The organism is Paenibacillus albidus, from assembly GCF_014644435.1.
Taxonomy (GTDB): domain Bacteria; phylum Bacillota; class Bacilli; order Paenibacillales; family Paenibacillaceae; genus Paenibacillus_AQ; species Paenibacillus_AQ albidus.
On the sequence record NZ_BMKR01000058.1, the window covers coordinates 1 to 23,900 of the forward strand.

The following is a 23,900-nucleotide window of genomic DNA, read 5'->3' on the forward strand; positions in this document are numbered from 1 at the left end:
GATTATTCCTGCATTCAAATATGTTGTAAAAAAGTGTACCCAAGATTCGTATCAAAACATTTTGAATCATATGCTTTCGGATTATTTACCTAAGAACAATTATCCAATTGTCGGAGCAATTCAAGAATTCTATAATCCAAAAGATAGTAGTGGAGAATTGTACTTATACTTCCCTGTTGAAAAAATCTAGTACACCCACATATTACGCTATACCAGCTAATAGCTTGTCAAGATTACCAGTGAAGTGATTTTAAATCATGTGATATAGTTAAAATGAGCATGCCAAATAACCCTCCAATTTCCGTTCTGTCTTGGAAGGTTATGTAAATAAGACCCCTTTAAATTGGACGGAATACCTTTTTGTTTTTCAAGATAACGTACAGCCAATGGACGAGCTTATTTGCACACGCGATTAGAGCTACTTTATGTGGTTTTCCTTCGGCTCTCTTGCGATCATAGAACGCTTTGATTCGCATATTTCGGGAGCGAATAAGCCCACACTGTACAGCCATCACCAGCGCGTAACGCAGTTGCATGGAACCACGTTTCGTGATTCGGTTTCGAGTTGCTGTAAACTTACCGGAAGCAAAGACACTCGGGTCAATGCCTGCAAAGGCGACTAGCTTTTTAGGATGATCAAATCGGTCGACTTCTCCAATCTCAGATAAAATTGTTGCAGCAATTTTATGTCCAATACCGGGAATCGACTGAATTAATTCATACTCTTCAATTTCTTCAGCCAGAGCATCTATGTTCTGTTCCAGTTCAGCAAGATGCTCTTGGTACTGAAGAATAAGGGTAATAAGAACTTTCAAATTGATTAAGTGGCTTGCGTACATGGTTTGCTGAAATGGGTTTTGCTTTGCCGCGTCTAGCAATCGCTGAACCCGTTGGTTAATCCAGCCCTCTGAACGCCCCCGTTTCGAAGAAAGTAGTTCTTTCATCTTAGCTTTGAGTGAAATTTCATCCGCCTGCAAAACTGAATATGAGGTTGGAAATTCACTTAAAAACCGTAGTGAAATACGGGAATACATAGCTCCAAAGACGCCTTTGTAAGCTGGGAAAACCTGATCTAAAACGGCTTGGAATTGCAGCTTCGTCTGCACACACATCTTTGAAAGAGACTCATATTGTCTTGTAAGATAGCGCAGATTAAGAAGTTGCACACCTCTTTTCTTAAAAGGCTCGAACTCTTCCTTGTAGTACAACTCTCCCAATAGGTAAGCGTCCGCAGCATCCGTCTTAACTTTACGAAGTTGGGACTTTCTAAGCCGGTTTGAGATGAGCGGATTAATGACAACGTAAATATAGTGATGTTCTTCTAGAAACTGAACAACAGGACTTTGGTAATGGCCTGTTGCTTCTAGAATAAGCAGAGGACGTAGTTTGGATGCATTCTCAATATCCTTCAAAACTTGATGGAGATTTGCTAGGCCATCGCGAGTGTGCTCGAAGTGGAATGTCCCTCTGTAAGGATTTCCGCGCGCTAAAAAGGCTTGTCCATGACTTTCTTCTTTTGAAATATCTAGACCGACAACTGGATTCATTTCATCTCATCTCTCCCTGTAGATGTAGATTTACCGGCATCCCCTACGGTTCTTCTTGTCGCTCCATAGCATCGCTTGTTATACGGGATCTTACGTCCCAACCAGCCTCAATCATGGTCATGACAAGTAGGGGCGAACACTATAGCGCTCGGGATCAAGTCCCACGGGCAGGTACGTTCGACCAGGCTACCTTAATCCTCTATGCAAATGAAAAAAGGATCAACCCAGAAAGAACTGGTTGATCTCATAATACGAAAGGGCAGGATAGTGAAATAACAGGAACCAAGCGAAGGAGCATGGCGGAGCTGCGCAAGGCTTCAGCCTAAACGGGACGGCGCAGGTTGTAGTTAAATTACGATTGTGATAAACTGTACGTAATTTTGATGACGGGAGTTGAACGAATACATGTAGAACTTTCTTGCTGCGAGATCACGAAAAGAACGAACTCAGCTATCGGCTGTGGTTGGTTTATTTCGTCTCTGCAAGAAAGGTCTGCATTTCGTTTGCGCTCCCTATCCGGACAGTCATCCGGCCCCTTGGAATGGGGCCGAATTTCCTCGTATGGATCAGAGCCGCAAGAAAGCACCTTTCTTGCGGCTCTTTTTATTTCCATACGAAAGGATGATCGCTATGCCCGCGATACAGGTATCCAATCTTACTTTTGCCTATCCAGGTAGCTATGACCTTATATTCGAAAATGTTCATTTTCAAATCGATACAGACTGGAAGCTGGGATTTACAGGGCGGAACGGTCGGGGAAAAACGACGTTCTTTAACCTGCTGCAGGGGAAATACGAATATAGCGGCACGATCTCCGCACCGGTCGCTTTTGATTATTTTCCGTTTCCCGTCGAACATCCGGAATATTTGACCGTCGACGTCATCGAAGAGATCGTGCCAGGCTATGAGCGCTGGAAGTTGATGCGCGAACTGAACCTGCTTAAGGTTTCGGAAGACGTGTTGTACCGGCCATTCGAATCGCTGTCCCAAGGCGAGCAGACGAAGGTACTGCTGGCCGTGCTGTTCATCCAGGACAATCGATTTCTGCTCATCGATGAGCCGACCAATCATCTCGACTTTCACGCACGAAAGCTTGTTGGCGATTATCTGAATACGAAACGCGGTTTTATTCTTGTTTCACACGATCGGGCATTTCTCGACAGCTGCGTCGATCATATTCTATCGATAAACAAAACGAATATCGAAATCCAAAAAGGCAGCTTCTCCAGCTGGTGGACGAACAAAACTCGCCAGGACACGTTCGAATTGGCACAAAACGAAAAGTTGTACAAAGACATACAGCGTTTATCGACTTCTGTCAAACGCACGAGCGGCTGGTCTCACGAGATCGAAAAATCGAAAAACGGCACACGAAACTCCGGCTCCAAGCTGGACAAGGGATACGTCGGTCACAAAGCAGCAAAAATGATGAAACGCGCGAAATCCATCGAGCAGCGGCAAACCGCCGCTGTAGAGGAGAAGTCGAAACTGCTCCGAAATATCGAACAGTCAGAAAGCCTTGTGATCTCTCAGCTCGCATATCCCAAATCCGAACTGGTCGTGCTGGATCACGTCACGATTTACTACGGGGAAAGACCGGTTTGCGAGAACGTTCGATTGACGATCGAACAAGGGGATCGGATCGCAATTTCAGGTCCAAACGGTTCGGGCAAGTCTAGCTTGCTCCGCCTGCTCAACGGCGAGGCGCTTCACTATACAGGCACGTTTCGGCTGGAGCCGCAGCTTCGCGTTTCCTATGTATCCCAGAGTACCTCTCATCTGCGAGGATCACTTTCCGATTATGCAGCAGAGCACGGAATCGACGAAAGCTTATTTAAGGCCCTGTTGCGTAAGCTTGATTTCGCCCGCATCCAGTTTGAGAAGGATATGTCGGCGTTTAGCAGCGGGCAGAAGAAGAAGGTTCTGATCGCGAGAAGCCTATGCGAAGAGGCTCATCTGCATATTTGGGACGAACCGCTCAACTTTGTCGACGTGATTTCCCGGATGCAGATTGAAGAGCTGCTGCTTGAGTACGCGCCGACCATTGTGTTCGTGGAGCATGATAGGGAATTTCACGACCGTGTCGCCACGAAAACGATTGAACTCGGTGGGGGTTAGATTTATGCAAAGTGACTAGGAGTTAAACATGATTTCAACGGCAGAAAGCTTTACAAACAACTTTTCATGAAAAGGGGGAAGATTGAACTCCCATGAGTGCTTCCCGAAAGGGAGCGACAATCTGTGATGCACCGTGGTCGTTGGAGTCAGACTAACGGATGGGCTCTAAGCACCATGGTTCATCGACCTTCCTCTCCCAGCCGTAGTAGCAGTATTGACGGATTCTAACCATTTTCATCATCTGTGGTGCGGCGCTTGCGGTGCATGGATGGCTAACGGGAAACGTTAGCGCAGAAAACACATTTTGAGGCCGCCGCGGACCAATCGGGCGGCCTCATTAAGCTATCGGGCAGGATAGTTCAATCGTTTCGTGAGTACCTTCAAGCATATAAATTCACGAAAGCAGGAAAGTACAGGAAACATGTGGAATAAATATACAACTTTACCGTATTAGGAGGTCGTGAAATGGCGTTTCCGACACATATTGTATCGGCAGGCGGAATTGTAGAAGATGGAAATGGAAATATCCTATTAGTAAAAGCCCATGACGATGGTTGGGTGTATCCTGGTGGGATAACTGAAGTTGGAGAAAACCTGATTGATGGCGTGATTCGTGAAATCAAAGAGGAAAGTGGAATAGACGCCACTGTTAGCCATTTAATTAGTGTTGTTTCGAATACAGCGATCCATAAGTGGTATGACGGTGTGACTGATGTTCCTACGAAGGTCATGTTTGATTTCGTGTGCAAAGCTGTGGGTGGAGAGTTAGCTACTTCTGATGAAACGAGCGAGTGCAGGTGGGTTCCAAAGGAATTAGTACACTTTGTAGACCCTGGATTAATGAGCAGAATTGCGTCAGATGAAAATTTCGATTTAACAAAGTCCCAAAACAAAGTGAATGAGCAGATTGAATGAATAGCAAGTACGAATATTGATGCAATTCTAATTACATGTACTAATTACATTGCTATTCTCAACGAAGAACAACTTAAGACATCAGTCCCAATAATAAAAATTAATGAGCCATTTATCCATCACGTTTGCAATATAACAGAGCCACAGATGCTACAATTTACTAATCTAGCAACAGTCGAAGGAACAATGAAACGGCTTAATGAATTTGCAACCATACACGCAAAACCAATTAATATTGATGTTCAAGTCATTGAGAATACATTCGAGCTAATAATGGAAGGAAAAAAGGAACAATATGTGAATGAAGTATCAAACTATATTAAGGGTTTGCTTGTCTCTGACCCAAACAAGACCATTTCTGTCGCTCAATTATCCATGGTTGAAACTGCTGAAAAAGTTGAGCGTGAAATGGATGTGCAAATTGGTAATCCTTTAAAAACATTGGTAACATATCTTGGAAAGAGGTTAAAATATAACTCCGCTAACGGGGAAACTATAGTGGAATAGCGGTTGCTTCGGCAGCCGTTTTTATTCGTGGGCTTCAGTCCGTTGAGCACGCGAAGCGTGGGAAACAAAAAAACACCTGCTATGCGGGTGGTGTAGTCGAGACTTATAGCCCATAAGGGCTTGGTTATAAAACCTTCGTTTCAGCACGACAGGGAAGATGAAAATTTTTTCCATAAAGGCCAAGGGCTTTTGTGCTCATGAAAGTTTATACGGCTGTACACTAACGGAACAATAGAACAGGAAAAGAACGCTATAGACCAAGATCACTCGACCAAGGGGAGAGCTAGCGTCTTTAGGCGCAGTCGGTATCAAAGGATTATAGCCGCAGAGCAAAGCACCTGTTTGACGGGTGGTGCTGATTTGTACGAACGGGCAGGTTAGTTTAATCAACTTGGTGTAGAATTATGATGAAAATCTTGAGTTAACAGGAGGGGATTACTTTTAGGATCCATATTATTGGTGGGGCAGGAAGTGGTAAGTCATACATAGCAGAGTTGTTAAGTCAGAGACTCAATATTCCACATTATGATTTAGATGGTATTTTTTGGGACAATGAAGCCGAAGTGTATGGGGTGAAAGCTTCGGAGAAACAACGAGATCAAAAACTTAAGGAATTTGTAAGTCATGACTCATGGATTATAGAAGGTGTATACAGGTCATGGGTAGAACCAAGTTTTTCTGCTGCAGATAAGATTATTGCTCTGATTCCTCCTGTATCTCTCCAAGAAGTGAGGATATGGAAACGCTATGAAGACCGAGTTTCAGGAACTGACAAGTGTGAAAAGCGTGAGACTCTCAATGATGTCAGGAACCTATTAGAGTGGAATGCAAAGTATAATCTTGAAAAACTTCCTCATTTTATAAAGAACTGCGAGTATAAAGATAAGATTATTACGGTAACTGATAATCTGGATGTTATTGAGTTGCTTTGTAACTAAACTAAAGTAGTATATTTTATTAACGGGAAACGTTAATTGGATAAACATAACTTGGCAGCCGGTCAAAAGGATCGGCTGTTTTTTGATTTAGCGTGCCCAGAGGTACGCATTATCTAGTAGGTGAAAGTCCAACCAAAGGAGGGGCCAAGCCACCTTTGTAGCTAGGATGCTTGCACATGGCGAAATCTGTGTGTAAAAAACGCATCGACAGAAGTACTGGACTATGCCGCTATACGTGGATTCGGGTACCGTATGGACGCTGACCGTAACCTTGCCCGTCTCCAATGTGCTTCACTGGTGAATGATCTGTATGACCGATACCTCAGCCGGATAGTTGCCGCTGTTGGTGACATTTAGGAAGTAAGTGACCATATCCCCACGGTTGCATTGGCCATATCCGCGCTTTTGACAATGTTGATGGACAGCTGATAGACCGGCGTAATGAATGTATTGGAATATGAGACACCTGAGAAAGCCCCGGAGGTGAAGCTAACGGATGCTTGGTTGCTCAAACTTTCTGAGGCCGGCGGCGCGCCCACAAGGATACCGAAAGTAACTAGTGAAGAAGCGCCCGGTGCTTTAATTCCCAGAGCAATACCATTGGCAGGATTGGCGCCCGGAAGCGGAGTGCCGTCAATAACTACGCTGCCGCTGTTGGTGACGGTAATGCTGTAAGTGATGGTACCCCCGATAACGGCATCAATTGACTGGGGAGCTTTTAACCACCAGGACATTTGCCGAGGCGATGAATTTTGGTCAATATTGAAAATATACTCGCTGTAGTGCTTTTTACAACAGCAACATTTGGAGCGGGAATCTGCGGCTGTATCACCGGTGTGGATGTGATATTGGAAGAAAGCAGAGCAAGAGAAGATACCTGAGGTATTGCTGACGGTTGACTGGTTGTTGATCTGTGAAGGAATCGGCATTGTTATCCTCACCTCGAATGTTACGGCGAGTGAGGCCCCTGGGCCTAGACTGTCGATTGGAATGCCGGAGGACGGAACTGATAGCGGCTGGGAGACTCTGCCCACAATTACGGTTCCGGGAATGAAAGCCGCATTCTCAGGCAGAGGAGCGATAAGAATGATGTTGCTTATCACTGGCAGCAACGGTTTCTCATCTCAATCAAGAAGCCTTTCTCAGCATCGTTAACGTTGCCGCAGTTCTTTTTTTCTTCCACTTTCTTAAGATGGATTAGCCCCCGAAATAGGCTTGCTTTACTCTTCGCATATCCCCTGCTTTTTCAATAAATTCAAGGGCTATTCCAGTTCTTTTTGGCTGTATCCCGTATGCTGCAACCCCGAGGGATCGGCACTAGGCTGGGTCTCTTTATGATCGGTGTTCATCATCATTCGCGGAGATTATTCATCACTGTAGTGATTTTTTACTGGAAACCAATATATAAAAGTTGTATATTTAATCCATATTATCAAAATTCAATATGATGAAATTGATGGAATTAAGTTACAAATTATTTGTTATCTGTATCCTTTGATCCATCCGATTCTCATTTTAAGGGGGGTGATTGATAAAATCAACAAATGGGGAGTAAAGATTATGGATTGTAAAAGGGGGTATAGGATTAGAAACTTAAAAAGTTTACCGATACTATGCGGGTCTGTTCTTCACTAATTTCGTCTTTATTTCGAACTATGTCAGAACAGGGGAACTGGATCTGCTAATGGTGAAGCCGATCTCCCTGCAGTTTATTGTCTCGCTGCGTTATATTAATTTGGGAATGCCGATTCCTAATCTCGCTGCAGGCATCATGATGGTTTCCATGGGCTGGAGTGCGCTCGGGATTCCCGTTACCGCGTACAATCTGTGCTTGTTTGCGCTGTACCTTCTGTCTGCTTTGACCATTACTTACTGCTTAATGATCATTCCAGTCATTCTGTCTTTTTGGTTCGTTAATACAGGGGGGGCTCGTGGGCATATTTTATGCGACTTGGGGATGCCGACAATATGCCTATACCGATTTATCCCCGGCTGATTCAGAGGATTGGCGTATATGTGCTTCCCTTTCTCGTGATTACGAATTTTGGTCCGCTTTTCGTCATGAACAGGCTGGATGAAGGGCTTATTCTGCGGGGCGCGCTCGTCCCGCTCCTCCTTCTGGTATGCGTTCGTTTGAGATTAAACATTATAGCAGCGCAAGCGGCTAAAACGATAAGGAGATGTAAATATGAACACGACTTGGCCTTTGTCAGGAATTACCCTGGTATGCACCGAATGCAAGAGTGGTCTTTATGAGGCGGACGACTGTTTGATCTGCGAGAACTGCGGCCTCGAATACGCCCGGGAAGAGGGGCTCGCGAGCATGTTAATCGACCGCCCTGTAGCGGAGAAGCTTGCCGAAGGCTTGGCGCAAAAGGAAGTGGTCATCGGCATGTTTGACTCTATTAACCGGTCGCTTGAGGAGAAAAGACTGTCCAGATTTTCCACCTTTATTAACTGGGGGTATGCCCCCAAGAACGAACAACCGGGCAGTCTTAAAGGTATTAACCAAAGTAGTATCCGGCTGCTTCGTGAAATTATTGGCGGCCTGGATGTTTCAGGCAAGGATATTCTGGAAATCGGCTGTGGACGGGGAGGCAACGTGAGCGAGCTGTGCAAAAGTTATGGGACCGGCAGCGTGGTCGGCATTGATCTTACACCGTCCAATATTCAATTTTGCCAAAGAAACAACCGGTATGAGCAAGCTTACTATTGTATTGGCGATGCGGAGCAGCTGCCTGTTCAAACGGAAAGCTGCGACATTGTGCTGAACATCGAGTCTTCGCATTTGTACCCGCATATCGAGCTGTTTTTTGCGGAGACCTACCGTGTATTAAAGCCAGGCGGGACATTTTTGTATGCGGATATTATGAGCGCTTCCGACGTGCCGCGCTACGAGGAGCAGTGGCAAAGACTGGGCTTTCGCACCGCGTTGATCCGGGACATTACCGGCAATGTATTGCAATCGGGAGACGATGCGCTGGATAGTCGCCTGCATGCGCTTGAGGGCTCCTTTGAAGGGGAAGGCCAGGTATGGGAATGGCTGGAGGCGCCCGGCACGCAGAATCATACGGATATGGTCACAGGCAGAAGAGTATTCAAAATTGTCCATCTGGTGAAAGATGCCTCCGGCGCCGAAGGAGAGCCTAGCCATGGTTGAAGGAGGGGAAGCGGTGAGAAAGCTTGGCCATTAATAGACGTTAACTGGGTATGTCCGCGGTGCAAGCTGTTACTGCTAACCCATAATGACCAGAGGTTGACGATGTAAAATGTCCTGCTGGTGACAGCCATGCTGTCCGCAACAAAGTAGAAAAGCAGGGAGAATCATGACAATTCTCCCTGGAATACGCGCTTCACCATATGGTCGTCTACAATCCGGTGCTTGTTCTGTGCTCCGTAATCAAGGTGTGTGTGCACAGCTTGTTCACTAGCCGGGCAGCACCGCTGGAAAAACGGTAGATTTCATCCATCGCCGCCTCCGTAAACAGTTCATGCCCCGCACCCGCTGCGCTCAGATGCCGGCTCATATGCGCCCCTAGCTCCGCCCGGTCCATATGCGGAAGATAACACTGCATATCGATTCGCTGACGAATCGCTGCGTACGCTTGCAGGCCCAGCCGGTCCCACAGTTCGCTTTGCCCTACCAAAATCAAAGCCATCGGGCTCTGCGAATCCATTTTCAGGTTCAGCAGAAATCGCAGTTCCTCCAGCATCTCCCGGTCCAGCAAATGAGCCTCATCAACCACGACGACCGGCTGCAGCCGGTGAATCCAACGCATGAGTTCAATCTCCCGGTGCAACTGCCGTTTCGCGTCACCCCGGTAAAATTTCGACTCACACCGGAGCTGCTCCAGCAGCCCTTTGTAGAAATGGCGCGGTGTCAGTTTCGAATCCGACATGTAGAGGAGTTTAAAACGCGCCTCGTCCAGTTCTTCGCTTAGCCGCCGGATCGTAGTCGTCTTCCCGGTCCCGCAATCGCCCGTGAGCACGGCAAACCACTGACGTTCCGTGACATATAACAGACGCCCAAGTGTTTCTTCCTGTGCCGCAGACGCATACAACTCGTCTACAGCAAGATCCCGGGAAAACGGAGCTTGGTGCAAATCGTAAAAGGTCTCAAACATGGTCTTCCTTCGCCTGCACTCTGCGGTGTGTCACCGCGGGCGCTTCCCGTTCCTTACGGCTCTGGTGCCGAGTTTCTGCGGCCTCCAGCAGTCTCGACGTGTCGGTCAAAGACGCGCCCAGGTGCTCCGGCAGCGCCGGACGGCTTCCCGCCTTTGGCCCCACGACCATCTCGCGCACCCGCCACGGCGCTCGCCCCTCGTATTCAATCGTCAGTTCTGTGGTGTCTGCCGGGTCATAGACCACTTCGACCGTGCAGCCCATCACGCTCAGCCCGACTTGTCCACCTTGCACTTTTCGCTATGCAGGAACGCGTCTGTCAAGGTGTCCAGGTCCATGAACAGCAGCGCTTTCGGGTCGCTGCGAAACGCGGTTTCCGGACTTCGTTTGTCCGGCAGCGCCGAATGAGGCTTGTGCTGGTAGCATTCCGAGAGCCACACCTCGAATCGCTCACTCAGGCGGGCGAGCGTCTTGGGCTTCTCCAAGGCGACTTCGCTAAGAAACGAATCGAAAACCTGGTTAAACCGTTCAACCTTGCCCTTGGTAAAAACAACCAGGTACACTTGCTTCATCGTTCTGCCTTCGCCAAGGGCAGATAGGGGCCATATTTCAGGTCGGACTGCCACAGCTGGTTCCGGTGACGCTGCTGGAACCGCCGGGCGGCTACGCCGGATTCGGCATACATCCGCAAATGGCGCGAGCTGTAGCCGCGGGCCATCAGTCGTTCCTGAAGCGTGCTGCGATTGACTTGACCGGGTGTAATCCGGCCTTCCCATTCCAGAATCTGAATGAGCTGTGCCACGCTGCGGCCGGGGACCTCCCGGCGCAAGAGGATCGCATGCTCCAGGCGTCGCTCGGAATGGCCTCTTCCGAGGGATGTCTCCCTTTGCCCTTCGGTTTTAGACCGGTAAATCCTTCACTCCGGTAACTTGCCATATACCGGCGCAGCGTACGTTCCGAGAGCCCCGTCTGTTCACAGATCTGCCTTTTCATCTCCCGGGCTTTGGTCGGATCCAGACCCTCCGCAAGCAGAGGAGCGAGAAGTTGCATCCGCTCGGCGGCTAGGGCTTCGGCCTTGGGTTGGTCTTTCATGAGTGGTTGACTCCTTCCTGAAATGAACTCAAGGAGAGTCTACCGCAGAGGCGGGGCGGACAAATAGGCAAAACGGGTATGCACCCATAAATGGGCGTTGGCGATGGGGCGGACAAGTCGGGCCAGCCGGGCCCTTCATGGCGAAAGGTTTCAGCGGAGAGAGAAGGCGGACGAAAGAAAGCTTCGCGGCGTTATGCTTCAGCAGTAACAATTGAGCATTGACTCTTCGTGTTTTATTAGTGTTTAGAATAACGAATTATTACCGCAATTGCTGACTTGGGATATTAGCACTGATAAAGTTAACTCAAATCAGCTGTTTTTAGGAAGGAAACACAATCAATATTTGTGCAAATGTAAATAAATAAAAATTCATTTAACCTAATAAAACAAAGAAGAATGATAAGGTTAACTCAATTTTAATCGCCATTTTTGGTCTTTATAATCAATAATTGTGCAAAAAACTCATTTAACTAAAATTTTGGTGTGATTAAGTGAAATATATTTTGACTTTTTTACAAAAATGGAATACATTTTATCTGGCAGTGGATTATTTTGGATGCTCTCAGTGGTTTTTCTTTACTTGCTTCGAAAGTAAAATTCTGTTAAGGACTTTATCAATACACAAAGGAGAGTGAATATCACTAAAAAATTGCAACTATCGGATGATAATAGCAGCAGAATAGGATCAGGAAACAAATATTATTGGGAGACATACAGGCCTCAATTTCATTAAATACATGGTAAAAACTGGATGAATAAACCCGATGGCAAGGTTTAATATGAAGGAGAATACCACCTTTTCTACAGCATACGTCTCATCATACCTGGCCTGATTTTGGCAGAATGCATTCGGGGCATACTGTACATCTAGTGCATTGGGAACAACTCTTACCGGCAATTCCTTCTGGGGAAGATGGAGCGATCTTCTCGGGAAGTGCGGTGGTGGATAAGAACAATACAAGCGGATTTTTCAACCCAAAACTAATTAAAGTAACCATTTCTGTCTGTACACGTAACATCCGGTCGGCTCACAACCGTATCGGGAGTTTTCGTATCCTTGGAAAGTTAGCAGAAGTCGAAGGACGACCACGTCGCAATCTCATGAAAACGAGTAAAGGTCATTGCTTGTCAGTGGTGAAAGGCGTAAGAATCTGTCCGTGCATTCGATCTATGATCCTATGCTGATTGACAGTAAGGTCAAATTCTCTACCCAAGGGGGTATCTAATTGCGATCCAAGATATTACCGATGCAGTATCCGAACGTCACCTCGTGGCAGTGGCAGGCAAATACGTTTGCAGCCCTGGCCAATTACCCGCTAGCCAAGCCATGGATCATGACACACTTCATTCCGCTTCAGCTCACCTTGAATGAGGGAAGCTCCTACGTGGACTTCTACCGCACTCCCACCTTTGAATTTTGTCCTTGGTTGCTTCGCCAGCATTTAAGTCGTCAGCTGGTCCGGCACTTCAACAAGGATATATGTACTTTTCTGATGGATTGTATAGACATGAATAATTATATCTACGTGCTTCTTGATCAAGCGCAGTTTTTGGATTTTAAATATTTTTTCTCACATGACTCGTTTGTTTTTGGTTATGACGAGGAGCGGTGCATATTCCATATCGCCGACTTTACGTTCACGGGGAAATACTCATTTGCGGAAATCACATTCGAGCAAATGAGGCGCGCCTACGAAGGAGTCGAAGACGATGGTGATTGGCTGTATGCGGGGAAGGGAGGTCTTTCTCTGTTCCAGTTCAACGACCGAGCAGCGTATGACTTTAATGTAAACTATGTTATCGAGCAACTTGAGGACTTTTTGAACGGGCGAAGTCCCTCCGACAAATACAGGGAGATGGGCTATATGACAAAGCCATGTGTGTGGGGGATTAGTGTCTATGAGGAGCTGATTTTCGAGATGAACCGAATACGCATTGGACAAAACGCGGAAGATAGTCGCCCGTTTCAGGTGATCCATGATCACAAAATCTTGATGTTGGAGCGAATTGACTTCATGGATCAAGCTGGTTTTCTAGAGGAAGGGAAGAAGCTAAAAGTACGTTATCAGACGATTGCCGATGATGCCCTGATGGCGCGAAATTTGATCGTCAAATATTCCCTGACCAAAAACAAAGATACGCTCGATAAAGTGGAAGTTTTAATTAGGCGTATTCAAGTCTGTGAGCAAGAGGCTATGGAACATATGATCCACAACTTGAGCCGTGCGTCAAACATGACCCCAACGGGCGAAATGGGGTTGGTCTGATGTTGAAGAAACACTCCTATGTGGAACGCATCCAAAACCTTATTCATCTGAAACTGGAGCCCTGCGACAATCAACCGATATCCGCCGATACGCTGCTTCGCGAGGTGTGGATCCAAATGGACTCTATGCAGATGATTACATTCGTCGTGGAGCTCGAAACCGAATTCGGGCTCGAGCTGCCGGACGAACTGGTGGGGAACATGACAGGCAGTCATCTAACCGTTGGCGACCTGGCTGATCTTATTAAAAGTTCGCAGGAACGTGTGTAGCAAGCGGAACATGGTCAGGCGCACCAACGGCATGCAGCCGGAAGCAATATGTGCTCGGCTCGAGCCGAAGCCCTGGCGGACGGTACTTATGGGCATGTTGGACCACTTGTCTAAGCATCTCCCGTCGGGAGTGCCAAAGTAGACGGATTTGGGATTGATACGCCAGAATGGCGGCAGTCTTCTGCTTCAAACTGCACCGGGGAAGTGAAATATAGACCGGATGAAGATTGTGCGCGAGGTCGATTTCCCATTGCGTATCTTGACCATAGATTAAATACGGCAGATCTTCGTAGTAGATCAAGCGGGAAGAGACTTCCAGATCACTAATACTTTGTGTAGCTTGCTCAGACGCGATCCGCACGATGCCGTGATCCACATGTCTTCCAATTGCAAGGGGAATATAGATCCGATCGTAGTCAGTTAGACATAGGCGTGTCGATAGCACCTCTGCTGCCTTAGAAATCACGTCCAGCTTGGTCTCGTAGTCGCCACGGAATAGATCCTCCAGCTTTTTATATGAGGGGGAACCGCTGCGATCCTTGCGATAGATACATTCCTGCAGGTCCAGATGAATCGTGTCCACACCGAGTAGGCCGCATGCATTAAGGTCCTCTTCCCGGCGCGCTTTCATCACGTCGGTGCTGAGCCCGAACTTTTTGTGCAGGATGCGAGCAAGTTGGGATAGATCTGTGCCAGTATCAGTGAAAACGGTTGCTACGGTCACACGATGGCCAGCACGAACAAGCGAATCGATATAATCGCCGCAAGAAATAATAGCATCGTCCAGATGGGCGGAAACAAACAGGTAGTGGTGATTCAAGGTTTCAAGTCCTCCCCTTTGATGAAAATATGAAATATATAACTATTATATCATTTATTGTGATTAATGGTATTCGAATTTAACAGAATCGAACTTAAGAAACTAATAGTTGAAAGGATGACGTGTATGTTTGAAGAGTTAAAAAATATCATTGCAACCGTACTCGAGGATGACTCGATTCGTGAAACAATCACACTGGAGAGCGACTTGATCAACGAGGTCGGATTAGATTCCCTTCAGATGATTTCGTTTATTCTAGGCGTTGAAGATGCTTTCGGGGTGGAAATCGTATACGAGGACCTAGATTTGGCTTGCTTCCGTTCAATCGATGCCTTCATGGCTTTCCTGAACGGCATGAATAAAGAGGTCGGGTAGCATGTTGTTTGCCGGCACCTTTGATTCGGAAACCTATTGGCGGGAGGAAGGGAGCAGCAGGTTGCCTTCTATTCCTGATCCGTCACGGTCGAGGATTGTAATGGCCATGGATGAGTTGTTGGTTTCCTTGTGCGGCCCGGAGGATACACTGTTGACCCGTTTTGCGATGGATGAGGCGCATAAGGATTATATGACTCGTATCGGCTTTCGATTTACACAGCTTAGCGCGGGTGTACACAACCATGAGCCGAATGTATTTCGAGCTCTGTACGAAGTCCCGGAGACCGACGAGCGGCTGAAGCGGTTCCACGAACTGACTCCCTTTTCGGTCGTACCGTACGTCCACGGGCTGCTCGACAGATACAATTACTCGAGTCGGCTGCCCACGCTTACGGACGTTAAACGAGTGAATTCCAAGTTGTATTCTGCCGATCTTGCTAAGAGACTGCTTGGTAGCTCCTACAGCCAGCCTGTGTTCAGCGCGGATGAATTGGCTACAGCAGGACGGGGGCTCATGGAGCGGACGAATGGGGTAATGATCAAGGACCCCTTTGGTGTGGCGGGTAAAGGAAACATGCTGTTTAAAACCTCGGCTTCCCTGGAACGTGTAGTCTGCTACTTCCGCAAACAAGAGCAGAACGGGTCCTCTACGGCATTTCTCGTCGAGCCGTTCCTTGACGTGGAATATGATTTTTCCTGTCAATTCTCGATCGACGAGGGCGGGTCTTACCGGATCGTCGGCCTGCAGCAAATCATCAACCGCCAGTTTGCGTATGTCGGATCGCAAGCGATGGAGGAGGAGAATGTCCATTCGCTTATACGGAACGGTTATTTCGGTGTCATTGAGCAGCTTGCTTCCTCGCTATATAAGGATGGGTACTTCGGCCATGTTTGTGTTGACTCCATGATACTGAAGGACGGCACACTGGTGCCCATTGTAGAAATCAACGCTCGTCAATCCATGGGACTGGTCAGCCATCGGCTGGGCCAACGGCTCAATAACGGGAAGCATGGAACATTTACGTTCCGATCGGTAGGCAGTCGACAGTGGTTCGATTACGGACAATGGCTCCGTCAGTTGAATGCTGACGGCATCTTATACCCTAACAATGCCGGTGAGGGCATCGTCCCTCTTTCCCCGGCGTGCTTGTTTGCTGGCTATGGCGAAGCGGAGTACCCACAGGCGGCTGGTGAGGGCGGTTTCATCATGGGCAGGCTTTATCTTTTTGTTATCGCGAGCGATGTGCAGGAACGGAAAAGGTTGATCGGCAGGCTAAGGGAACATTTTGAAGTCCAAGGAGGCAAGTGGTATGGATAGTCATTTGAAACCTTGTGTTACTTTACTCGGATCTGGTAACTCACTAGGTGTGTACATGCCTGCCGTGCAGCTAGGAATCCACTTGGACCGTTCCGGCGTTTCGAACGAAGTCTGCGTGCTCGAAAATGTGTATGTCGACGGCGTAAAGAACAAGGTGCCGGCTTATCGGAAAGCCTTTCATGATAACTTCGCCATTGCGCGGAAGAGCGTGGAATTGGCTCGCGATATTTCGGATTGCCTGGATCTCAAAAAGTTAGATCTGCTGCTGGATCATTGGGCTAGTGAGCACCGGACGTCGTTCATCGCTATGACCGGGTTCTGGATCCCGATTTTGGAACAATATGAACGGTTATGTGGAACCCAACTCGAGGTCGACATGCTCCATCTCGATGCTGCGCTTTCGCCGTCTTATTTTGTCTATGGATCTCGGAGCGAGCGGTATAACCACATTTGGTTTTACGACCCGGACAAGAAACGCTTTGAACTACAATTTCCAATGACCGACGAAGCACCAATCCCGTTTCGCGAGCGGGAAGAGAGGATAGTGGCCCATGGTGGCGGCTGGGGGATTGGGACCTACCCGCAGGCTGTCCGGAACCTACTGGAAGCCGGCATAGAACTGGATGTTCTGGCTTACTTTGACGAGGATATCCAGCCTGATGAACGCATTTGCTACTACAGGAACGACCCGTCGTGGAGTCCTTGGCTGCCGAATAGACAGGGTAAATTCGGGTTCCCTCCGCTTGCTAGGATTCAACATGGAGAGGCACCCATCTACGCAAACAGCGGAACTGTTCCCCTGCTGTTTGAACGAATTCGCCGATGTACAGCTATTGTTAGTAAGCCGGGCGGATATTCCCTGATGGAATCGTTCGCCGCTGCGACGCCTATGGTTTTTCTTGAGCCCTTTGGAAGGCACGAAACCGCAAATGCTGATTATTGGATTAAACAAGGATTTGGCGTGTCCTTTGTGGATTGGGAAACGCGGGGATTTGACATCGAGATTTTGGAACGGGCACATCGCAACCTACTAACCGCGCGCGAGCATTGCAAAACTTATGGAGGTGTAAATTATGCAGCCAAAAACGACTCGGAAGTTCGATGAGCGTGTGTTTAACGATCTGAAGCGTACAATTCAGAATATGTCCCGGACGAGTCGGCTTCGAGCTGCCGATAGTCGCTATGCGATGGAGATCCCCGAGGATATCGGGATCAAGTTGAACAATGGGTGCAACTTGCGTTGCAAGCATTGCTACGAGTGGAACAAGGACGGCTTTCACTGGGACATGTCCAAGGAGGAGCAAGGTAAAGAAATCGATATCGCGTTGGTCGATAAGCTTCTTGCCTTCACCCATAAGAAGAAGTCGAAAGTCTATCTTTGGGGTGGAGAGCCGTTGTACCATAGCAAGTTCGATCAGGTTGCCCGTCTGCTGGAACGTGATCAACGGACGACGACGATTTGTACAAATGCGATTCTTTTGGAGGAAAAGTTAGATTCACTGCTCAAGATCGGTGACGGACTTGTCGTGCTGGTCAGTCTGGAGGGCTTCGAGGCTGAGAACGACGCGATTCGGGGCAAGGGGACTTACAAGAAGGTAGTCAGTGCTATAGAACGTCTGCTGGAGTTGCAGCGGCAGGGCATCTTTAAGGGCAGAGTATCGGTCAGCTTGACGATGAATGATCTTATGATTCCGAAAATGTTTGATTTTATGACGTTCTTCGAGGAGCTTGGCGTGGATTCGGTCTACTTTGTATACCCGTGGTATATCGCACCGGGGTCGGCTCGAGAGATGGATGACTTCTTCATCAAGGAGTTTGACTGGCTGGATCCAATCCGTCAGGGCAGCTGCAGTTGGCATTCATTCACATATCAAATCTCTGGCGACAAGGTCGGGGCTCTCAAGGAGGAGGTTCGCCGCATCTCTGAACAAACATGGGGAAGCCGGGTTCGCTTCCTGCCCGCGTTGGAGCAAGACGAGATAGAGGATTTTGTCACTGGCGTCCAGAAAACCGGGATGAAGCGGAAGGAATGCTTGGCGATCTCCTCCCGCATGGACGTATTGCCGAGCGGAAGCGTCACACCGTGCAAATTCTTTCCTGAGATGGCGGTTGGCAACATCCGCGATGTGGATGTGAAGGCGATTTGGCATGGAGAAAACTTCGGCAAACACCGAGATGTGTTAGCTTGCGGACTGATGCCGGTCTGCTCCCGCTGCGGGTTGCTCTATCATTACGGCCGGTAAACGTCTTTGGCCACCTTCTAAGTTCATTCTATTCGTTAAGGGGGAACGCAATTGACAGCGATCCATGTGGTGCGGTTGGCTAAAAGCTTCACATATTACACAAAAGAGGTCGGGATGCTGCATTCCATTAAAAACCTCTTCTATCGAAAAAGTTTGACCAAGGAAGCAGTGAAAAATATTTCCTTTTCGATTGAAGAGGGAGAGATGGTTGCCTTCCTTGGGCCTAATGGCGCCGGGAAAACGACGACGCTGAAGATGCTCTCCGGCATCTTACATCCGACCGACGGCGAGCTCACCGTCCTCGGCTTCAAGCCTTATGAGCGAAAGAAAGAATTCAAGAAGCAATTCGCCATCGTAATGGGGCAAAAGAGCCAGTTGTGGGCTGACTTACCTGCTGCGGAATCCATTTTGCTAAACAAATACATCTATCAGGTTGAAGACCGGCATTACAAGCAAACGCTGAACGAACTAGTTGAACTGTTGGATGTTAAGCACATTATGAACGTTCAGGTGAGGCGTTTATCTCTTGGCGAGCGTATGAAGATGGAGCTCATCGCGGCGCTCATTCATAAGCCGAGGCTGCTTTTCCTGGATGAGCCGACAATTGGGCTTGATATCGTTACACAGAAAAGGGTACGGGAGTTTCTGAAGTATTACAATGAACAGCACAGGACAACGATTATTTTGACAAGCCATTACATGAAGGACATCGAGGATCTGTGCAAGCGGACGCTCATTATCAATGACGGCAGGCTCGTCTTCGACGGGGATTTGAAACGGATCGACGATGTCTTGAACGATACGAAAATTATACATTTGAAATTTAAGCAATACGTGGCGATCAGCCGACTGCAGTCGTACGGGAAAATCCGCCACTCGGACGGATTTCAGGCCACACTGGAGATCAGCAAGGAGCGCATTAGCATGGCTTCCAGGGATTTGCTCGCAAGCTATCCAGTTGAAGATATTACGATCGAAGATATTCCCATCGAGGATGTGGTTTTATCCTTGTATCAGAGGGATGAGCGGGTATCCGGATGAGTGCCTTTCCCAAATACATGCGTGTGTTCCAGTTAGGTGTCCAGTCTTCGCTTGAATATCGACTTGACTTTTTCTTCTCCCTGATCAGTGCATTCTTTCCGATTCTGATCCAATATTATATTTGGTCGGCGGTCTACGGGAGATCGGAATCGTCGGAATTTTTCGGATACACCTACGGCCAAATGATTTTGTACACGATAACGGCGGCCATCGTGACGAAGATCGTGACGACGGATATAGGCCATAACGTGGCCACCGAGATCAAGGACGGTGGTTTGAACAAATATTTGGTTCAACCAGTCAGCTTTTTCGGCCTAAAGCTATTCACTTTGCTGGGGCAAAAGCTTTTCTTTTTTTCAGTCATGCTGATTATTTTGATGTTTACACTCGTTTACTTTACAGGAACATTTGGTATACGGATTCCGTTGACGTACTTTCTACTCTTTTTGGTGTCGATGGTCCTGTCTTTGTTGTTAAATTTTCTCATCTCCTATACGATCTCGGCTATTGCCTTTAAACTATCGGAAATCTCTTATTTTTTTGAAATGACCGGCTTATTTGTCATCATCTTAAGCGGTGGCGTCTTTCCGATTGAGGTGTTTGGGAAGACCATGAATACGATTCTGGACTACTTGCCGTTCAAGTATACGATCCATTTTCCTGCGAATGTTATTAACGGCAGATTGTCCATGAACGAAGCAGTACAGGGAATCGGGATGCAGTTCTGCTGGATGGTCGTACTGGCGGCCTTGTCACGGCTCGTATGGCGAGCTGGCATGAAAAAGTATCTCGGATTGGGGGGCTGACCAGTGATAAGGTGGCTGGGAACGCTTCGAAATTACCTGACGATTTACTTTTTGTTCATTAAGAATTGCTTTATTGCCCAAATGGAATACCGGACGAACTTCGTACTCGGCATCGCCGTGGAGATCGCTTACTTGTTCGCTAAGCTACTTTACGTAGTTGTAGTCTATCAAACAGACCTGCATATCGGATCGATCACGCCTGACGGTGTCTTGATGTTCGTCGGCACGTATACTATTATGACAGGCCTCTATTCCGGGCTGTTTTTCCCTAATTTCGTCCGGGTATCCGACTATATACGCAGCGGGACGCTGGATCTGCTTATGGTTAAGCCGATTTCGCTACAGTTTTTGGTTTCGCTTCGATATATCGATCTCGGGATGCCAATTCCGAATTTCATAGCGGGCGGAACAATGGTTGTGATCGGTTGGAGTGCATTAGATATCCCAGTAACTATATGGAATCTGCTCGCATTCTCATTTTACTTGGGAACAGCACTGATCATTACTTACTGCCTCATGTTCATTCCGGCGCTGTTATCCTTCTGGTTTGTTAATACGGGAGGACTGGCCGGGATCTTCTATTCGATTTGGGACGCCAACAATATGCCAATGCCAATCTATTCACGCTTCATCCAACGAATCGGCGTATATGTGCTGCCATTTCTCGTCATTACGAATTTTGCCCCTATGATGGTTATGAATCAGTTGACACCTGCTTTGGCGGTGTGGGGGGCCAGTGTACCAATCGTACTCCTTATGATCGTTCGCTTCGTATGGAGTCGGGCAATACGCAGTTACAACAGTGCAAGCGGCTAAAGGCTGACAAACTTAAATTTAGGGAGGCATGACATGCATATGATTCGTTGGCCGGTAACCGGCATTGTCCTAGTATGTCCTTTTTGCAAGTCAAAGCTCGAAGCAGCGGATCGGAAGCTGCTGTGTCGGGAGTGCGCGGTCAGTTACTTTATAGGTGATGGTGGTGTTCCGTGTATGCTGGCTGAACTGCAAGGGCAGGACAGCAGGATGACTGCAGCCCTAAAAAAGGATGTCATGGAGATGTTTACTGCCTATAATCGGTCCCTAGACGAGAGTGGCTTGTCCCGCTTCTCGACATTTATCAATTGGGGGTTCGCCTCCGAGATTAACCATGCACCAGCAAGTGTCAACCGAAACTCCATCCGGCTTCTGCAGGAATGTCTGGATGGTCTAAATCTCGAGGGTGCGAATATCTTGGAGGTGGCTTGTGGCAGAGGGGGGAGTGTGCGAGAACTGTGTCGAAGCTACGGTGTGAGAAGTGTAGTCGGCTTAGATCTGACTGAAGCAAATATTGCATTTTGCCAATTGACCAACCGTTACCCGAAGGCATATTTTTGTGTCGGGGACGCCGAGAGACTCCCTATTGGTTCATCATGCTGCGATATCGTCCTCAACATGGAAGCATCTGATCTATATCCCTCGATTAAATCCTTCTATGATGAGGTCTTCCGGGTGCTGAAACCGGGCGGGATCTTTATTTATGCGGACGATTTACCGACCCGGAAGTTCGATGATGGAGAACGATATTTGCTGGAACTGGGCTTCGAGCTGCTTATATCGCGCGATATCACGGGGGAAGTTTTGCTTTCAAGCGATCAGGTTCAAATGAACCGCTTAGCCGCTTTTGGATCTAAAAATCAGGTGGACACTACAATTTGGCACACAATGGGTGTGCCAGGCACGCTCCTGTACGATGAAATGAAAAGCGGAGAACGCAAATACAAGATCATGCATTTCCGTAAGCAGGCCCATCACGATGAATGAGTATAACGTGACGATCGTTGATTATTCCGTCTATCTCCCGAAGTCCCGTATCCACGTCAAGGACGCTATCCAGCGGGTGAAGGCGGACGGAGTCGAATTTCGAATTAGCGATTCGGAATACGTGAACAAAGGCTTTGAGCTGGTACCCGTAGAAGAGGAGCTTGATCTGGAACAGATGATCTGCACCGTATGCAGGCCAATTCTGAGCCGGGCTTTGCAGACGAATGTACAGATTGCGGCGATCATGTTTGCTAGTGTAACGAATAATGAAAACGGGGGACGGAATCTTTATGATTGCCTTGCACGTGAATACGACCTTGAGGCAGTCCCAATTATCCCCTTAGAGGAATATGCTTGTTCCACAATGCACTTGTCGTTGTACTTGGCCTCGAACTACTTCATGGCCCCACGTCAGGATTGTGAAGGAATTCTGTTCGTCACAGCCGACAGGGCCTTGAATTCTTATGAACGGAGCGATACGCTCATGTTGTTCGGCGACGGCGCGAGTGCTGCTTTATACATGAAGGGGCAGCGTCAAGGACAGCAGACTCTCGCGTCGGCAATGAGAGTCGACGGCCTGGTGTATGATCTGGCACCGGATCGTATCCAACTATATTACTCGACGTTTTATTTAGGGGTCAGACAGGCGGTGAGAGCAGCGTTGAGCGAGTGTGGCATTCACATTGGTCAGATCGCCGTGGTCTTTTGCACCAATTTGGGGCTGCACGTATGGAGCATGTTGGCTCAAGTGCTAGGGGCGCCCCTGGAACGCTTCTACAATCTAACCCTCTCCAAGGACGGGCATATTCACAACACGGATATCCTAAATAACATCGATCACGCAATCCGTTCAGGCTTTTTGAAGCAAGGGGACTTTTACATGACAATTTCCGTTGGCTTCGGTGGCTATTACGGTTGTGCGATTCATCGGTACGCCAAGGAGGCGAACGCGTTATCTATATGACAATACATCATGCAGAGGCCACAGCAGGATTAGGATTGCCTTGGGGGCGGATAATCGATTTAATCGAAGTAAATAGACATTGGGTCGAAGGAATTGACTTGCTCTGTTACTGTCATCAAACGGACTCTGAAACCGGTGTAATGGGCTGCGCCAAACTGAGACAAGAACTGGGGCTAAGTGGGGCCATGCCCATCTGCGTCGGACAGTCGGGTAGCCTTTCTCTCTCTAATGCCTTAACGGTACTGGACTGGCTGTTCAGTAGCGGGACAAAACGTCATGCACTTTGCGTCATTGCCGACTCGTTCATTCAGGATCATCCGAACAAGCAGGGGAGTTATTTGAATATGATCGCCCTGATTGGCGTATCGGCTATGGCGGGTGAGTATCGTATTGAAAGCTGCCGCAAGCTGTCGGGCATCCGAGATCAAGTTGGAGAAAAAAGCGCAGTTGAACCGATTCTAAAGCTTCGGTTGCATCAAACGGAGCTTACAAACGATCCAGAAATGGAAGTGGTCAATGTTTTTTTCAAGGCTGGAGTCTTCGGCGCAAGTGAACTGAAGTTGCGACGAACAATAAAGGCATAAGCAGTTATCACCATCAACTTGAACAGAAAATCATCTATATAGACCGCAATTAATAAACTGCCAAAGACACTCCAATCGCCAAATCGGGTAAAGAATAGTAATAACTTACCCGAAGGCCGATGTGGGTTTTGAAGCCCGGTACACTTGGACCCTCCCGCTGGTAGCGGAGTGGAT

The 23,900-nt window shown here is 47.8% G+C and carries 22 protein-coding genes and 2 pseudogenes; 19 read left to right on the forward strand and 5 right to left on the reverse strand.

Annotated elements, in window-relative coordinates; genetic code table 11:
- Positions 1 to 190: pseudogene (locus IEY53_RS35545) on the forward strand (GyrI-like domain-containing protein); the annotation flags it as partial.
- A gap of 148 nt (positions 191 to 338) precedes the next feature.
- On the opposite strand, the gene IEY53_RS32980 reads toward IEY53_RS35545, so the two are convergent.
- Positions 339 to 1,547, reverse strand: coding sequence for an IS110 family RNA-guided transposase (locus tag IEY53_RS32980; RefSeq protein ID WP_189032340.1), 1,209 nt, complete (start codon positions 1,545 to 1,547; stop codon positions 339 to 341).
- Positions 1,548 to 2,177: 630 nt separating this feature from the next.
- Between IEY53_RS32980 and abc-f the strand changes: the two genes are divergently transcribed.
- The 4 genes from abc-f (at position 2,178) to IEY53_RS33000 (ending at position 6,025) form a co-directional block, all read left to right on the forward strand.
- Entirely contained in the window at positions 2,178 to 3,665 is a 1,488-nt protein-coding gene (gene abc-f / locus IEY53_RS32985) for a ribosomal protection-like ABC-F family protein (protein WP_189032367.1), read from the forward strand.
- 465 nt (positions 3,666 to 4,130) lie between these two features.
- Complete coding sequence (locus tag IEY53_RS32990) at positions 4,131 to 4,580, forward strand: NUDIX hydrolase (RefSeq protein ID WP_229696484.1); 450 nt, start codon at positions 4,131 to 4,133, stop codon at positions 4,578 to 4,580.
- A 186-nt stretch (positions 4,581 to 4,766) separates the two neighbouring features.
- Positions 4,767 to 5,087: a hypothetical protein gene (locus IEY53_RS32995; RefSeq protein WP_189032342.1), complete on the forward strand. Its 321-nt coding sequence runs from the start codon at positions 4,767 to 4,769 to the stop codon at positions 5,085 to 5,087.
- 494 nt (positions 5,088 to 5,581) lie between these two features.
- The gene (locus IEY53_RS33000) at positions 5,582 to 6,025 is read left to right on the forward strand and encodes a P-loop NTPase family protein (protein WP_189032344.1); all 444 of its coding nucleotides are present in this window, start codon (positions 5,582 to 5,584) and stop codon (positions 6,023 to 6,025) included.
- A 353-nt stretch (positions 6,026 to 6,378) separates the two neighbouring features.
- Here the strand turns inward: IEY53_RS33000 and IEY53_RS33005 are convergent, their stop codons facing one another.
- A complete protein-coding gene (locus tag IEY53_RS33005; protein WP_189032346.1) occupies positions 6,379 to 6,954 on the reverse strand; it encodes a hypothetical protein in 576 nt (191 codons plus the stop codon).
- Positions 6,955 to 7,646: 692 nt separating this feature from the next.
- On the opposite strand from IEY53_RS33005, the gene IEY53_RS33010 reads away from it, so the two are divergent.
- Both IEY53_RS33010 and IEY53_RS33015 read left to right on the forward strand, forming a co-directional pair.
- Entirely contained in the window at positions 7,647 to 8,021 is a 375-nt protein-coding gene (locus IEY53_RS33010) for an ABC-2 family transporter protein (RefSeq protein ID WP_189032368.1), read from the forward strand.
- A 192-nt stretch (positions 8,022 to 8,213) separates the two neighbouring features.
- Positions 8,214 to 9,185 carry a methyltransferase domain-containing protein gene (locus IEY53_RS33015; RefSeq protein WP_189032348.1) on the forward strand — a complete coding sequence of 324 codons (972 nt, stop codon included), beginning with the start codon at positions 8,214 to 8,216 and terminating at the stop codon, positions 9,183 to 9,185.
- A 208-nt stretch (positions 9,186 to 9,393) separates the two neighbouring features.
- Here IEY53_RS33015 and IEY53_RS33020 read toward each other — a convergent pair whose 3' ends face one another.
- Together IEY53_RS33020 and IEY53_RS36340 are read right to left on the reverse strand one after the other, a co-directional pair.
- Positions 9,394 to 10,149 (reverse strand): ExeA family protein, encoded by a 756-nt coding sequence (locus IEY53_RS33020; RefSeq protein ID WP_229696485.1) that lies wholly within the window; start codon positions 10,147 to 10,149, stop codon positions 9,394 to 9,396.
- Positions 10,142 to 11,239: pseudogene (locus tag IEY53_RS36340) on the reverse strand (transposase family protein). Before IEY53_RS36340 ends, IEY53_RS33020 begins: the two are co-directional and overlap by 8 nt.
- Positions 11,240 to 12,465: 1,226 nt before the next feature.
- On the opposite strand from IEY53_RS36340, the gene IEY53_RS33030 reads away from it, so the two are divergent.
- Both IEY53_RS33030 and IEY53_RS33035 read left to right on the forward strand, forming a co-directional pair.
- Positions 12,466 to 13,506: a hypothetical protein gene (locus tag IEY53_RS33030; RefSeq protein WP_189032350.1), complete on the forward strand. Its 1,041-nt coding sequence runs from the start codon at positions 12,466 to 12,468 to the stop codon at positions 13,504 to 13,506.
- Positions 13,506 to 13,775 (forward strand): acyl carrier protein, encoded by a 270-nt coding sequence (locus IEY53_RS33035; protein WP_189032351.1) that lies wholly within the window; start codon positions 13,506 to 13,508, stop codon positions 13,773 to 13,775. The genes IEY53_RS33030 and IEY53_RS33035 overlap by 1 nt, the downstream gene beginning before the upstream one ends.
- On the opposite strand, the gene IEY53_RS33040 is transcribed toward IEY53_RS33035, so the two are convergent.
- Complete coding sequence (locus tag IEY53_RS33040) at positions 13,750 to 14,595, reverse strand: PIG-L deacetylase family protein (RefSeq protein ID WP_189032353.1); 846 nt, start codon at positions 14,593 to 14,595, stop codon at positions 13,750 to 13,752. The genes IEY53_RS33035 and IEY53_RS33040 overlap by 26 nt on opposite strands.
- Positions 14,596 to 14,721: 126 nt before the next feature.
- Between IEY53_RS33040 and IEY53_RS33045 the strand changes: the two genes are divergently transcribed.
- The 10 genes from IEY53_RS33045 to IEY53_RS33090 all read left to right on the forward strand — a co-directional run bounded on the left by IEY53_RS33045 (position 14,722) and on the right by IEY53_RS33090 (position 23,726).
- Positions 14,722 to 14,970 (forward strand): acyl carrier protein, encoded by a 249-nt coding sequence (locus IEY53_RS33045; protein ID WP_229696490.1) that lies wholly within the window; start codon positions 14,722 to 14,724, stop codon positions 14,968 to 14,970.
- Position 14,971: 1 nt separating this feature from the next.
- Complete coding sequence (locus tag IEY53_RS33050; RefSeq protein WP_189032356.1) at positions 14,972 to 16,288, forward strand: hypothetical protein; 1,317 nt, start codon at positions 14,972 to 14,974, stop codon at positions 16,286 to 16,288.
- Positions 16,281 to 17,393 carry a glycosyltransferase family protein gene (locus tag IEY53_RS33055; protein WP_189032357.1) on the forward strand — a complete coding sequence of 371 codons (1,113 nt, stop codon included), beginning with the start codon at positions 16,281 to 16,283 and terminating at the stop codon, positions 17,391 to 17,393. Before IEY53_RS33050 ends, IEY53_RS33055 begins: the two co-directional genes overlap by 8 nt.
- Entirely contained in the window at positions 17,362 to 18,531 is a 1,170-nt protein-coding gene (locus tag IEY53_RS33060) for a radical SAM protein (protein WP_189032359.1), read from the forward strand. Before IEY53_RS33055 ends, IEY53_RS33060 begins: the two co-directional genes overlap by 32 nt.
- Before the next feature lie 114 nt (positions 18,532 to 18,645).
- On the forward strand, positions 18,646 to 19,572 hold the full coding sequence (locus IEY53_RS33065) for an ABC transporter ATP-binding protein (protein ID WP_189032369.1): 927 nt from the start codon (positions 18,646 to 18,648) through the stop codon (positions 19,570 to 19,572).
- Positions 19,569 to 20,378, forward strand: a complete 810-nt coding sequence (locus IEY53_RS33070; RefSeq protein ID WP_189032360.1) for an ABC transporter permease — start codon at positions 19,569 to 19,571, stop codon at positions 20,376 to 20,378. The genes IEY53_RS33065 and IEY53_RS33070 overlap by 4 nt, the downstream gene beginning before the upstream one ends.
- Positions 20,379 to 20,381: 3 nt before the next feature.
- Positions 20,382 to 21,194 (forward strand): ABC transporter permease, encoded by an 813-nt coding sequence (locus IEY53_RS33075; RefSeq protein WP_229696492.1) that lies wholly within the window; start codon positions 20,382 to 20,384, stop codon positions 21,192 to 21,194.
- 33 nt (positions 21,195 to 21,227) lie between these two features.
- Positions 21,228 to 22,178 carry a methyltransferase domain-containing protein gene (locus IEY53_RS33080; RefSeq protein ID WP_189032361.1) on the forward strand — a complete coding sequence of 317 codons (951 nt, stop codon included), beginning with the start codon at positions 21,228 to 21,230 and terminating at the stop codon, positions 22,176 to 22,178.
- Entirely contained in the window at positions 22,171 to 23,142 is a 972-nt protein-coding gene (locus IEY53_RS33085; RefSeq protein ID WP_189032363.1) for a 3-oxoacyl-[acyl-carrier-protein] synthase III C-terminal domain-containing protein, read from the forward strand. Before IEY53_RS33080 ends, IEY53_RS33085 begins: the two co-directional genes overlap by 8 nt.
- Positions 23,139 to 23,726 carry a hypothetical protein gene (locus tag IEY53_RS33090; protein ID WP_189032365.1) on the forward strand — a complete coding sequence of 196 codons (588 nt, stop codon included), beginning with the start codon at positions 23,139 to 23,141 and terminating at the stop codon, positions 23,724 to 23,726. Before IEY53_RS33085 ends, IEY53_RS33090 begins: the two co-directional genes overlap by 4 nt.
- The last annotated feature ends 174 nt before the right edge of the window (positions 23,727 to 23,900 follow it).